Source organism: Ferrovibrio sp. (assembly GCF_036381655.1).
Lineage (GTDB): Bacteria > Pseudomonadota > Alphaproteobacteria > Ferrovibrionales > Ferrovibrionaceae > Ferrovibrio.
In genome coordinates this window covers 1-11,769 of record NZ_DASVCJ010000030.1, presented here as the reverse complement: position 1 = coordinate 11,769, position 11,769 = coordinate 1, and the positions used below count along the sequence as shown (strand labels likewise).

General features: G+C 67.7%; 22 protein-coding genes. 21 read left to right on the top strand and 1 reads right to left on the bottom strand.

The genetic code is table 11. From position 1 onward, the window contains the following. Nucleotides 1-152: 152 nt before the first annotated feature. The 18 genes from VF194_RS06350 (at nt 153) to VF194_RS06265 (ending at nt 9,319) form a co-directional block, all read left to right on the top strand. A complete protein-coding gene (locus VF194_RS06350; RefSeq protein WP_330889164.1) occupies nt 153-383 on the top strand; it encodes a hypothetical protein in 231 nt (76 codons plus the stop codon). After that, nucleotides 380-1,381 carry a DUF1376 domain-containing protein gene (locus VF194_RS06345; RefSeq protein WP_330889161.1) on the top strand — a complete coding sequence of 334 codons (1,002 nt, stop codon included), beginning with the start codon at nt 380-382 and terminating at the stop codon, nt 1,379-1,381. Before VF194_RS06350 ends, VF194_RS06345 begins: the two co-directional genes overlap by 4 nt. 14 nt (nt 1,382-1,395) lie before the next feature. After that, the gene (locus tag VF194_RS06340; protein WP_330889160.1) at nt 1,396-2,754 is read left to right on the top strand and encodes a replicative DNA helicase; all 1,359 of its coding nucleotides are present in this window, start codon (nt 1,396-1,398) and stop codon (nt 2,752-2,754) included. Further along, nucleotides 2,751-3,269, top strand: coding sequence for an RNA polymerase sigma factor (locus VF194_RS06335; RefSeq protein WP_330889158.1), 519 nt, complete (start codon nt 2,751-2,753; stop codon nt 3,267-3,269). The genes VF194_RS06340 and VF194_RS06335 overlap by 4 nt, the downstream gene beginning before the upstream one ends. Next, the gene (locus VF194_RS06330; RefSeq protein ID WP_330889156.1) at nt 3,266-3,442 is read left to right on the top strand and encodes a hypothetical protein; all 177 of its coding nucleotides are present in this window, start codon (nt 3,266-3,268) and stop codon (nt 3,440-3,442) included. The genes VF194_RS06335 and VF194_RS06330 overlap by 4 nt, the downstream gene beginning before the upstream one ends. Further along, nucleotides 3,432-3,662 carry a hypothetical protein gene (locus VF194_RS06325; RefSeq protein WP_330889155.1) on the top strand — a complete coding sequence of 77 codons (231 nt, stop codon included), beginning with the start codon at nt 3,432-3,434 and terminating at the stop codon, nt 3,660-3,662. Before VF194_RS06330 ends, VF194_RS06325 begins: the two co-directional genes overlap by 11 nt. Beyond that, entirely contained in the window at nt 3,662-4,264 is a 603-nt protein-coding gene (locus VF194_RS06320) for a DUF6362 family protein (protein WP_330889153.1), read from the top strand. The genes VF194_RS06325 and VF194_RS06320 overlap by 1 nt, the downstream gene beginning before the upstream one ends. A gap of 108 nt (nt 4,265-4,372) precedes the next feature. Then, entirely contained in the window at nt 4,373-5,569 is a 1,197-nt protein-coding gene (locus tag VF194_RS06315) for a DUF932 domain-containing protein (protein WP_330889151.1), read from the top strand. Nucleotides 5,570-5,631: 62 nt separating this feature from the next. Continuing rightward, entirely contained in the window at nt 5,632-5,994 is a 363-nt protein-coding gene (locus VF194_RS06310) for a hypothetical protein (RefSeq protein WP_330889148.1), read from the top strand. Beyond that, nucleotides 5,991-6,635, top strand: a complete 645-nt coding sequence (locus VF194_RS06305; protein ID WP_330889146.1) for a transglutaminase-like cysteine peptidase — start codon at nt 5,991-5,993, stop codon at nt 6,633-6,635. The genes VF194_RS06310 and VF194_RS06305 overlap by 4 nt, the downstream gene beginning before the upstream one ends. Beyond that, the gene (locus VF194_RS06300) at nt 6,632-7,072 is read left to right on the top strand and encodes a hypothetical protein (RefSeq protein WP_330889144.1); all 441 of its coding nucleotides are present in this window, start codon (nt 6,632-6,634) and stop codon (nt 7,070-7,072) included. Before VF194_RS06305 ends, VF194_RS06300 begins: the two co-directional genes overlap by 4 nt. After that, entirely contained in the window at nt 7,069-7,500 is a 432-nt protein-coding gene (locus VF194_RS06295; protein WP_330889142.1) for a hypothetical protein, read from the top strand. Before VF194_RS06300 ends, VF194_RS06295 begins: the two co-directional genes overlap by 4 nt. 229 nt (nt 7,501-7,729) lie before the next feature. Beyond that, entirely contained in the window at nt 7,730-7,927 is a 198-nt protein-coding gene (locus VF194_RS06290) for a hypothetical protein (protein WP_330889140.1), read from the top strand. A 16-nt stretch (nt 7,928-7,943) separates the two neighbouring features. Continuing rightward, complete coding sequence (locus VF194_RS06285; RefSeq protein ID WP_330889138.1) at nt 7,944-8,147, top strand: hypothetical protein; 204 nt, start codon at nt 7,944-7,946, stop codon at nt 8,145-8,147. An 18-nt stretch (nt 8,148-8,165) separates the two neighbouring features. Next, nucleotides 8,166-8,378 carry a hypothetical protein gene (locus VF194_RS06280; protein ID WP_330889136.1) on the top strand — a complete coding sequence of 71 codons (213 nt, stop codon included), beginning with the start codon at nt 8,166-8,168 and terminating at the stop codon, nt 8,376-8,378. A 65-nt stretch (nt 8,379-8,443) separates the two neighbouring features. Further along, the gene (locus tag VF194_RS06275; protein WP_330889134.1) at nt 8,444-8,623 is read left to right on the top strand and encodes a hypothetical protein; all 180 of its coding nucleotides are present in this window, start codon (nt 8,444-8,446) and stop codon (nt 8,621-8,623) included. Between the two features lie 28 nt (nt 8,624-8,651). After that, nucleotides 8,652-8,987, top strand: a complete 336-nt coding sequence (locus VF194_RS06270; protein ID WP_330889132.1) for a hypothetical protein — start codon at nt 8,652-8,654, stop codon at nt 8,985-8,987. A gap of 26 nt (nt 8,988-9,013) precedes the next feature. After that, entirely contained in the window at nt 9,014-9,319 is a 306-nt protein-coding gene (locus tag VF194_RS06265) for a helix-turn-helix transcriptional regulator (protein ID WP_330889130.1), read from the top strand. A gap of 65 nt (nt 9,320-9,384) precedes the next feature. Here VF194_RS06265 and VF194_RS06260 read toward each other — a convergent pair whose 3' ends face one another. After that, nucleotides 9,385-9,675: a hypothetical protein gene (locus VF194_RS06260; RefSeq protein WP_330889129.1), complete on the bottom strand. Its 291-nt coding sequence runs from the start codon at nt 9,673-9,675 to the stop codon at nt 9,385-9,387. A 37-nt stretch (nt 9,676-9,712) separates the two neighbouring features. Here VF194_RS06260 and VF194_RS06255 point away from each other — a divergent pair, with 37 nt between their 5' ends. From VF194_RS06255 to VF194_RS06245, 3 genes are all read left to right on the top strand, one after another. Beyond that, nucleotides 9,713-9,955 carry a hypothetical protein gene (locus VF194_RS06255; protein ID WP_330889127.1) on the top strand — a complete coding sequence of 81 codons (243 nt, stop codon included), beginning with the start codon at nt 9,713-9,715 and terminating at the stop codon, nt 9,953-9,955. Nucleotides 9,956-10,169: 214 nt separating this feature from the next. After that, nucleotides 10,170-10,934, top strand: coding sequence for a ParB/Srx family N-terminal domain-containing protein (locus VF194_RS06250; RefSeq protein WP_330889125.1), 765 nt, complete (start codon nt 10,170-10,172; stop codon nt 10,932-10,934). A 34-nt stretch (nt 10,935-10,968) separates the two neighbouring features. Further along, nucleotides 10,969-11,769, top strand: an 801-nt coding sequence (locus VF194_RS06245; RefSeq protein WP_330889123.1) for a DNA methyltransferase, incomplete at its 3' end; no start/stop codon positions are given.

Sequence of the window (11,769 nt, the reverse complement as noted above, 5' to 3'; positions counted from 1 at the left end):
CGGCCGAAGACGTGCCAATGGATCGAGGGCGAGCCGAGCGCCAACGCACCAAGATGCGGTGCCCCGGTCGCCGGCCCGCACACGTCCTATTGCGAAGCGCACCACCGCCGGGTGTGGAAGCCGCGGCCGGTGATCCATCGGGACCGGACGCCATGACCGAGGCCGTGATCCCGTTCCCCGACGTCGAAGAGCTGCACGACCGCTTCATCTTGGCGTCGCGGGCCTTCAGGGCTGCGCCGTCGATGGCCCGCGCGGCCGAATGCGCCGAAGCCTACGCGCGCTTTTATCGCGCCTTCAACCGAAGCAGCGCCGGGCTCGAAGAGGCGATGTTCGAGCTTTGGGCCCGGATGAACGAAACCATGAATCAGGCGAGGACAGGATGACCGAGCTTCCCGAACCGTTGACGCCTGCCGAGGCCGACCTGGGCGACTTCCGCTTCATGCCGTTGGAGGTCGAACGGCTGCGCACGTCCCGGCAATGGCTTCTGGCGAAGAAGAATCCGGAGATCGGATTCTATTCGATCAACCTGTGGATCGCGGCGTGGCACGAGCGGCCTGCGGGCTCGCTGGAAGACGACGACGACATGCTGGCCGAACTGGCGATGTGTTCCCGGCGGCGATGGAATCGGGTCCGCGCGGACGTGCTTCGGGGCTGGGTGAAGTGCCGCGACGGCCGGCTTTATCATCCGGTTGTTTGCGAAAAAGTCCGCGAAGTTTGGCAAGAAAAGCTGGAACATCGCGAAAAAAGGTCGAAGTTTCGCGAGTTGCAGCGGGAAAAGGGCCGGAAATCGGCCCAGGCCCGATTGAAAAATAAGGAAAAATCCGAACCGGGCGAATCTTTCGGTTCAACCGGCGTTGAACCTAATAAGGGACAGGGACAGGGACAGGGACAGGTAAGGGAAGAATCAGAGTCTCTAGCAGCAGCATCGAGTCTCGATGCCGCGCGCGCGCGCGATCCCGCTGCTGCTGCTGCTGCTGAAGATCAGTTTCACCAAACCGGCGAGAGAGTCCTCGCGCTGTGCGGCAACCCGAGCCTGCTGAACTACGGCCGGGTCCGCGCCTGGCTGGCCCAAGGGTGCGACCCGGATCTGGACATCATTCCCGCGGTGCGAGCGGTCATCGAACGGGAACGCCGCGCCAATCCGCAATGGATGCCGCGGAGCCTCGTGTACTTCGACGGCGCGGTGGCGGACGCGAAGGCGGCGCGGACAAAGCCGCTCCGGGAACCGACACCCGCGAATGTCAACGCGCCGCCCGCCGCCCCGCCGGTCCCGCGCCGGCCCGTGATCGGGTCCGCGGAATACCGGCGGTTCCGGCGTGAGCACATGGGGCTCGACCTTGACGATTACCTCGCGCGGCGGGCCAAGGGTGGGGCGCCGTGAGTCGGGTGATTCCGTTGCGCGGCGAAACCGAGCGGCGCGTTCTGCCGCACAATTACGAGGCCGAGCAGGCGTTGCTCGCGGCGATCCTGAACGCCAACGACGTTCTGGCGAAGGTCGCCGGGATCGTGCGGCCTGAGGACTTCGCGGACGCGGTGCACGGCCGGATCTTCGACGCCGCCCTGAAGCTGATCCTATCCGGCCGCACCGCGAATGCGCTGACGCTGAAAGACCAATTCGACCGCGATCCGGCCTTGGACGCGGTCGGCGGCGCGGCCTATCTGGCGCGGCTCCAGGCCTCGGTCGTGACGATCTTCAACGCCGACGACTATGCGCGGACGATCCGCGATCTGGCCGACCGCCGCCGCATCATCGAAGCCTGCGAACGGCGCATGTCCGAAGCCTACAACGTCAATCTGGACAAGCCCGCAGCGACGATCGCGGCCGAAATGGCCGGCGACCTGACGGGGCAAATCACCGGGCCCGACGATGGCTTCGTGAGCATCGCCGATCTGGCCGAACGGGTCGTCGCGGATCTTGACCGCGATCTGCGGTGCGATTCGACCGGCCTTGCCGCCTTGGATCAGGCGTTGGCCGGCGGCCTGTACGCCGAGAAGCTCTACGGGCTCGGCGGGCGCATGAAGTCGTTCAAGACGATGCTCATGGCGACCATTGCCTACAACCTGAACTGGGCCGGCGTCCCGGCGCTCTACATCAGCCTCGAAATGAGCCCCGACGAGCAGACCCAGCGGATCCTGGGGCGGATGATGGGCGTCAACTCGCTCGCCTTCCTCGACCCGAAGCACCGGCGGGCGCCGCAGTTCGCGGACGATGCCGTCAAGGCGGTGCAGCGGCTTCGGGAACGGGCGAACAACCTGCTTTTCCTCCAACGCGGCCGGATGACGCGCGACGCGCTGCGCCAGGCGATCGCCCGGGCCGCGCTGGTCTACCGCGTGCGCGGCGTCTTCGTCGATTACCTGCAGCTGATCTCCGATCAACGGCGCGGCGAAAGCAAGGCCGAGTTCCTCGACGACTTGGCGCAGATGCTGGCCGAAGCCACGAAGCAATATGGCATCTGGATCGTCGCCGGCGCGCAACTGAACCAAGAGGGCAACATCCGCGGCGGCGAAGGCTTGCTCATGGCCGCAGACGTGGCGCTGAAGGTCCACAAGATCGACGTCATCGACGGCCCCGATCAGGCGTGGATCGAGATGCCTTACAGCCGCTACACGCCGCTGTGCGACATCGGCTCGCACGCCAAGCCGGCCTTCGAGCTGGATGTGAAGGGCGGCCCCCACCTGCGTGAGATCGACTATCCGCCCGAGGCGCTCGACGAGTTGCCGCCGGGCGACCATCCGAACGAGAGGCTGATATGACAGTGCCCGCCGAGCGCCCGCCCTTGCCGCCGGACGCCTTCCGCGCCGAGCTCGCCGCGGCTATTCCGCACATCCGCCGGCTCGCCAAGCACCTGACGCGGAATTGGGACGACGCGCTCGATCTGACGCAGGCGACGATGCTGAGGGCGCTCGAAAGCCGGCGCCAGTATCGGCCGCGGCCGGGCACGCCGCTGGTCAAGTGGCTCAGCGTCATTTGCTTCCGCCTTTTCTGCAGCGGCCATCGGCGCGCGCGCGAACACCCGACCGCCCTCGTCTACGCGCTCTACGACCATGGCATTGCGGCCGATCAGGAATCGACGGTGTACCTGGGTGAGGTTCGCGCCCGGTTGACGGCGCTGCCGTCGGAATACGCCCGGACGGTTCTCTTCGCCGCTCGGGGCGACCGCTATTCCGAGATCGCGGCGGCCACCGGGGTGCCCGAAGGCACCGTCCGCAGCCGCCTGTGCCGCGCGCGCCAGGCGCTCGCCACCTTCGACAAGGAGCAACAGCGATGACGCAAAGTATGCGAGTCCGCACCGCCCGGGCCCGCGCCGCAAAGGCCGGTCAGCACGAGACGAAAGTGGGCCCGAAGCGCATCGAGATCGTCCGCCGCATGGTGCCGGACAAGCCTTACCACTTCGTCCGCTATGTGCTGGTCGGCGACCGGGAGGAAGGCCGTGATCGGTGATTGGTGGCGGCGCCGCCGCGCCCGGCGGCGCGCAATCGAGGACTCGGCCCGGGCGATCTGCGAGGCGCGGCTTCGGGACATGATCCAGCGCGCCGGTTGTCAGGTGGACGAACTCACGATCCGCCGCGCGGTCGATCGGACGTGGCGGCAGCACTTGCCGGAAGCCCGGGAGGCCCACCGGGCCGGCGAGATCTATCAACGCCTGACGCGGGCCGGGTGATGCTGCCGGCGATCGAGGACAGGATGGCGGATCGGGACAAGCTGACGTTGCGCGTGCCGATCGACCCGGAGATCGAAGAAGCGATCCGGGCCTATCGGGACGCCGAACCGCCGGCGGGCAAGCCGGCCACGCGGCGTGAGCGGCGTCGGCGCCGGGCGAAGGCCAGGCGCGCCAAGGTGCAAGGGCACGCAACGCGCGACCCGCTGGCGATCCTCGCGGCGGTGGTCAAACGGCGCCTGCGCGAGGCCGGGCGAACGCTGCGGCGGATCCAACTGCCGAGCGACTATGCCCGGCTTCGGAACCTGCGCGTCTGCTGGCCCGAGATGAAGCGCGAGCTCTTCAAGGACGCGCCGAAGGACTCGACGCCGACCTTGCGGCCGCGGCCGACGCCGTACCAGATCGACCGCCTGGACGAATGCCTCGGCTGGTTGATGTGGCTCGATCGGGAGCCGCGGATGCTGATCGGCGCCTGGATGCTTTCGCATCCTTGGGACGAGATCGAGGCGGCCTTCGGCTTCAGCCGATGGACCGGCGCGCGGCGCATCGACGCCGCCTGCCGCGAAATCGCGGTGCGGCTCGCCTCGGGCGAACATCCCGGCTGAAAAAACACGCACCATGCGGTGATTTCGAGTTGAAAGACCCGCATGGTGCGTATAAGTGTGAGGTGTCCCGGGACAAAGGCCGGGACGCCTAGCAACGGGAGAAACGATATGGCTATTCAGACGCTTGACGCAACCCGATCCGTTTCCGGCGCCTATGCCGTCGATCTGTCGCGGGGCACGACGAACCACCGCGTTTCCTCGCAGTGGTGGAACCGCCCCGACGACCAGCGCTACCTCAACCTCGATGAGTTGCACCGCGCGACCTTCGCCCGGGCGCAGACGGCGCGGACCGAGATCCTTGACGCGAAGGACATCCGGGTGCGCGCCAGCCGGGAAGACAACGAGAGGCTTGAACTGGAGCTGCCGGACGGCCGGCTGACGACGCCGACCCACTGGAGCTTCGGCCAGCTGTGCAGCCTCGTTCGCGCGCCGGCCGGATACCTTCGGCAGCTTCCGGCGACGATCGCCGGCATCAACCTGCAATGGGGGCTGTCCGGCTACCGCGAAGAGAAGGTGAAGGCGTACACGATCGACGATGATCCGAGCAGCGTCGAGCTGCGCGCCGCGACCGGCCCGGATTACGGCCGCATCTTCGACCACGAGGTCGTGGCCGCGGTCCGAAAGATCGCCGGCAACGGAGTCGGCGATACGCGGTGGAAGGTGCCGGGCCTGCTCGAAGGCTTCGGCCGCTATAACCCGTTCGTCGACGTCACGAAGGAGACGACGACGCTCTTCGCCAGCGACCGCGACGTCTTCCTGTTCCTCGTCGATGACACGCACCCGATCGAGATCGGCAAGTTGCCCAACGGCGACCCGGATCTGGTCTTCCGCGGCTTCTACGTCTGGAACAGCGAGGTCGGGGCCCGGTCCTTCGGGATCGCGACCATGTACCTCCGCGGCGTGTGCTGCAATCGCATCCTTTGGGGCGTCGAAGGCTTCCAAGAGATCGCGGTTCGGCACAGCAAGTATGCGCCCGATCGGTTCATGCTCGAAGCCATGCCGGCCCTTGAGTCCTATGCGAACGCCGCGACCGGCCGCTTGCTGGCCGGCATCAGCGCGGCGCGGGAGGCGGTGGTTGCCCGCAACGACGACGAGCGGCGCGACTTCCTGACCAATCGCGGCTTCAGCCGCAAGGCGGCGGCCTCGATCATCGAGACGGTCGTTCAGGAGGAAGGGAAGGCGCCGGAGTCGGTGTGGGACTTCGTCGCCGGCATCACCGCCGCGGCCCGGAAGGTCGGGCATCAGGACGCCCGGCTCGACATGGAGCGCCAGGCCGGCAAGCTGCTGGACAAGGTCGCGGCCTAGCGCCGCATCGGGGCCGGGCCGGACTGCGCCCGGCCCCACAACCGTTGGGCGAGTGAGAAACGATGAGGACCATCACTCTTAGCAACGAGGACGTGGCCGCCTTGGGCGAAGCCATCGGCGGCCTTTGGATCACGGCCGAGATGAAGGCGGCGGCATGGGAGCGGCGTTATGGGCGCTTCCGGCGGACCGATCGGCGGATCATCCGCGAGGAAGAGGCGCGGGCCGCGACCTTTCGCCGGATCTACTTCTGCGTGACCGGGCTCGAGTTGCCCGGCTTCGACGGTGCCCGGTGCCTCGGCCCGGCGCGGACGATCGGCGTCAAGACCTATCCGCCGATGTGGACGCCCAGCCGCGCCGCGGCTTACCGCGACGAACTGCTTCAGCAGGTCCGGGAAGCCCTTCGGGCTCCGGAGGGCGCGTCATGATCCGCCGGACCCTCATGGCCGCGGCGGCTCCGCTGGCGTTCGCGTTGGCGGTATCCGCCGCCCCGGCGCCGGCCGCCGAGGTGCCGCCGATGCCGCTGACCGCGCAGCCGCCGCATTCGACGGACCTGTCGCTCATGCCGAAGTGGCTGGGCGTCCTTCGCCGCTACGTCGGCGAGCATGTGGCGTGCGCTCAGCCGATCTGCGGCGCGGGCTGGGATCGGCTGATCGCCCACGCCACGGCCATGGCTCCGCTGGCGCAGTTGGCCGAGGTCAACGCGGTGCTGAACGCTGTGCCCTATGTCGGCGATCCGGAGAACTGGGGCCGGGAGGACTATTGGGCCACGCCGGGCGAATTCCTCGCCCGCGGCGGCGATTGCGAGGATTACGCCATCGCCAAGTATCTCGCCCTGCGCTCGCTCGGCGTCCCGGCGGCGGCGATGCGGATCGTCGTCGTTCGGGACGAAGCGGCCCGGGCAACCCACGCGGTGCTCGTGGTCGAGCGTGCCGGCCAAGTTCTCGTGCTCGACAACAACGCCGCCGGCTTGGTGCCGGCCACCGCGATCGCCGGCTATGCGCCGCTGTACGCGGTCAACGAGGAAGGCTTCTGGCTCTACGCAACCTTGAGGGAATTGGCACGATGACGGAGACACGAACCGCCCCGCTGCCCTGGCTTCGGCCGTCGTCCGGCGGCGGCTACTATGCCGAGCTAGGCGACATGCGGCTGAGCATCGTGCGGGGCACGGTCCGCCGGTGGATCGGAAAAATCGACGGCGAGACGGTCTGCCACGATGACCTGCTCGCCGGATGCAGGGAGAAGCTGACCGCCCTTGCGTGGGACCGCCTCGGGCGGAAGCCGGCCCCGGAGCCGGTGCACCTGCCCGATCCGGCGCCGATGCCGTTCCACATGGAGGTCGGCCGCACGCTCTTTGGCGTGCCCGGCCTGTGGGATTTCTACCACTTCCACGATGAAGCCGACGCCCGCACGTTCGCCCGGGACCGCGCCGGAATCGTCTCGCAGCCCCAACGCGGCATCTGGCGCGTGGCCGTGCTGGCGCCCGATGTGGAAGGCGCGTCATGACCGGCTGCGGCGAGTGCGCCCTGTGCTGCAAGGTGATGGGCGTTCCCGAGCTCGGCAAGCCGCGCGGGCTATGGTGCCGGCATTGCGATCATCAATCGTGCCGGATCTATGCCGATCGGCCGCGATCGTGCCGGGACTTCGAGTGCCTGTGGCTCCTGTCCCAGCGCCAGCCCGATGCCCGGTTGCCGCGCGAGCTGCGGCCGGATCGAAGCCGAGTCGTCATGACGGTTGCGAAGGATGGCCGGTCGTTGATCGTTCATGTCGATCCGGATCGGCCGGGCCACTGGCGGCGGCGGAAGGTTCAGCAGATCATCGACCGCTTCCTAGCGGCCGGCGAAAAGGTGATCGTCGCCATCGGCGATCAGCGGATCTTGCTCGGCCATCCGCGCGGCGCGATCGACGTACCGACGAACGACGCCGTGCAATAGCCTCCGTTGCGTCGGCGTACCTTGGGCCCGGTTTCGGCCGGGCTCATTTTTTTTCGCATGATGCGGGATTTTTGCTTGAAATCGACCGCACCATGCGTATCTCTTGAGGTGCAACAACGGAGGAAACGATGGCCCGCAATCGCAAGACCTGGAACGCCCAAGGGACCGCCAAGGTGTGGGTCTTCATTCCGGGCTCTTACGAGTAAGCCGAACCGGGAGGAAGGGACAGATGGCTATCCGAATCGACACCACGCAATACGAAGCCTCGCACGGCCGCAAGCCTCGCGGTTACGGCCTGTGGATCTTCGAGATCGGCGGCCGGACCTTCCAGCACACCGGCCGCTATTCGGAGGCTCAGGAGATGGCCCGCCGGTACGCGGCCACCGTGCTGAAGGACCGCAACGCCATCATAAAGGTTGGCGCCTAACCCAAGGGAGGCCCCGATGTCCGACCGCCGCAAGTTCTCGCCCGCCGACCGCCGCAATTGGGGCTATTGGGACGGCCGGGCCGACGCCGAGCGCGGCCGGATGCCTCCTTGGAACCGGCCGACCGCGGACGGCGCCGATTGCCCGCACCCGTTCGACCGCGTGTACGGCGAGGCCTATTGGGCCGGCTGGCGCGGCGAGCCGCACCCGAACGACCGCTAGCCGAAGGGAGGAAGGGCCATGGCGCAATTCCAGACCGAGCGGATGACGCCGACCTTGACCCGCGTGCGGTGCGGCGGCCGGCTCTTCGGCCAAATCAAGCGTCAGGGACGCGAGTGGCACGCCGAGATCCGCCGCACCGATGACGGCGCTCTCGTTCGCCATGCCGGGATATGGGGCCGCAAGGCGGACGCGATCGACGAGGTCGAATTCATCTTGCAACGCGAATCCTGACCATGACGCATCAAGAATGCGAATGGTTGCCCGGACGGTGCTCGCCATGTTTGGGCGGTCGCTCGATGACCGATGCCGATCGTCCGGTCTGCCGCATTCAGATTTCGGTGCGCATCGGAACCTATGTGCTGTATATCCCGGCCGCGTCCGAAGACGACGCGGCCGGGCTCGCCCGCTCGTGCTTCGACGAGCGCGGCAACTTGGACCGCGCCCGGCTTGCCGCCATCGGCGGCCGGGAGCAATGAAACGGACCCCGACCGGAGGACCGCAACAATGACGACGACCAAAGCGAACTGGCCGAAAGTCCGTCGCGAGATCGAGAACGCCATGGCGTATGTCCCGGCCACGGCGCGCCGCGAGGCGGTGCGCGGCCATCTGGCGCTTCTGCGGATCGGTCTGCGCGGCATGGCCCGGCACGATTACCTCGGCGAGGACTGGATCGCCCACAACGCCCTGCAGGCGCAGGCGTTCGACCGCGTTCGCCGCATGATCGGCGACGGGAAGGCGCGCGATTGCCGGCGCGTCCTGATCCAAGCCATCGAACGCGACAGCGGCCAGCCGTTCCGATGGAACCCCGACGTGACGGTCTACGACCCGGACGCCCTATGACCCGGCGAGCGAAGACGGAGAACGCGATGCCGAAGCAAGCGAAGGCCGCGAACAGTGCCGCGTCCGAACGCCGCGCGGTCAAGCCGGTCGGCCCCGCCCACGCCCCGCCGACGGCGCAGGAATTCCGCGAGGCGCTGGCCCGGGCCGGCCTGCGCCGGCGGCACCTGGCCGAGATGCTCGGCCTCTCCATGTCCTCCGTCGAACGCTACGGCAGCGAGCGCAGGGACAGCGTGCCGGCGCCCCGCTACGTCATGGCGTTCCTCGAAGCCTACTCGATGATGCTGCCCTACCAGCAGGCCGAACTCCGGCGCCGGCTGATCGGCGAGGAATAAAATTTTCTTGCACCCGATGCACCAAATTTGCTAGGGGCTAGAACTATTCTGGTGGGGATTATCACCTACGAGCCTCCCGGCTGCCGCGCGGGAGGCTTTTTCGTGCCCTGTTCCGCCTCATCCGCATACTCGATCCGGAACAGAGCGGCCCTGCTACCGCAGGCCTTGCAGCGCAGCTTCGGCTCCAGCCAACGCAGCGATTCGTTCTCGCCTCTGGCCGCCGCCAAGGCAACCGGATCGAGCCGCGCCGCATGTCCGCACCGCCAGCATTCGGCGACCAACGCCATGTCTGGCCGATCAAGCAAGTCGGCCAGCCGGATCGCGTAGAACGGAATGCGCTTCGGCGTGTCGGCCATGGCGCCAAGCCTACCGCAACCCGGAGGCCACGCCAGCATGATTGCGGTCCTGATCCTCGTCTGCGCCGCCTCGATCGCTGTGCCCGACTGCACGCCGGACACGGCCATCCACGTCCTGCGCGGACCCGACGCACCGTCGCCGCTGACCTGCGGCCGCAACGGCCAAGCCTACGTCGCAGAGACCGCCCTCGGTCGCGGCCTGCCACCCGGCGCCTGGCTCAAGATCGTCTGCCAGCGCGCCGATCGAATGGCCCCGCCGGGCGCCCACGGCCGCCGCTGACGCGCGCACCGGGACGGCCCGCCCCCGGCAAAGCCGGCCGCCCGTCCGCGCACCAGCGGCCACGAAACGGCCACCGCGCGGCGAGCAATATTGTTGCGTAGGTACTTCCGGCCCGGCCCCCCTATGCGGGTTGGCGAAGCCCGATTCTTCGCTAGTGACGCAACAAAATTTCGGGTTTCAGGTTTCATCGCCCCGACGCCGTGGATTCGCCCCGATGCCAAAGCTACGGATCGAATACATCCCGACAGATCGCTTGGTCCCGTATGCTCGCAATGCCCGCACGCATTCCGACGAACAGATCGGGCAGATCGCCGCGAGCATCGCGGAGTTCGGTTTCACGAATCCGGTTCTGATCGACGCCGATGACGGGATCGTCGCGGGCCACGGCCGCGTGCTCGCCGCCAAGCGGCTTGGCATCGAGAATCTTCCGGCGGTGCGCCTGGGCCATCTGACGGAAGCCCAGCGTCGGGCCTACATCATCGCCGACAACAAGATCGCCGAGAACGCCGGCTGGGATGACGACCTGCTCGCCGCGGAGCTGGCGGCGCTCCGGGACGAGCTCGCCTTCGACCTCAGCGTCATCGGTTTCAGCGACAAGGAACTGGACGACATCCTCGGAATCGGCGGCGGTGCTGGCGGCGACGGCGATGACGACGACTCGCCCCGCGGCAACCTGTCCGATCGGTTCGGCGCCCCGCCCTTCTCCGTGCTGAACGCGCGGGAAGGGTGGTGGCAGGACCGCAAGCGCGCGTGGATCTCGCTCGGCATTCAAAGCGAGCTCGGGCGCGGCGAGACGGCCGGCGAAAAGCTGACCATGTCCGAAACCGTGCAGCGGTTGAAACCTTCGGCCGATCAGGCGTTGAAGCGGTCGCGCCGGAAGGCGAACGCGGAGCCGGGCGGCTCGAAGATGCCGGCGGCGGACTACAGCAAGTCGAAGGCGCGCGGCGACGGCCGCGGCCGGGCGGTGCCCAATGGCTAGGAAGCCCAAGGCGCGCACCTTCGGGCAGGATCTCATGCGCGGCGAGCACGTCGTCGGCGAGGGGAAGAAGGCGAAGGGCCGGAAGCGGGCGACCGCCATCCCCGGCGGCCGCGGAACCGGCAAGAATAGCGTGTATCTGTTCAAGACCGACGCCGGTTATAAGCCGGTGTACAAGGATCGCGACTCGATCCCGGCCGGGCTGCTGTACGGCGAGATCCAGAACTTTGACGGCGCCGGCCGGCAGATTACCGGCACGAGCATCTTCGATCCGGTCCTGTGCGAGCTGGTCTATCGCTGGTTTTGCCCGCCGCGCGGCCTGGTGCTGGATCCGTTCGCCGGCGGCTCCGTCCGCGGCATCGTCGCCGCGAGGCTCGGCCGGGATTACATCGGGATTGATCTGCGCCCCGAACAGATCGAAGCGAACCGGGTCCAGGCCGACGCGATCTGCGACGACCCGATCCCGGTATGGATCGAAGGCGACGCCCGGGACATCGCGACGCTGGCGAAAGGAGTAGAGGCGGACCTGATCTTCAGCTGCCCGCCGTACCACGATCTCGAGGTCTACAGCGACGATCCGCGCGACCTGTCCACCATGCCCTATGACTCGTTCCGCGCGGTCTATGCCGAGATCGTGGCGGCGTGCGCGGCGATGCTGAAGCCGGATCGCTTCGCCTGTTTCGTGGTCGGCGACGTGCGCGATTCCAAGGGGCTCTATCGCGGCTTCCCGTGGCACACCATCGAGGCCTTCGAGGCGGCCGGCCTGCGGCTCTACAACGAGGCGGTTCTGGTCACCGCGGTCGGATCGCTCCCGGTTCGCGTCGGCCGGCAGTTCGAG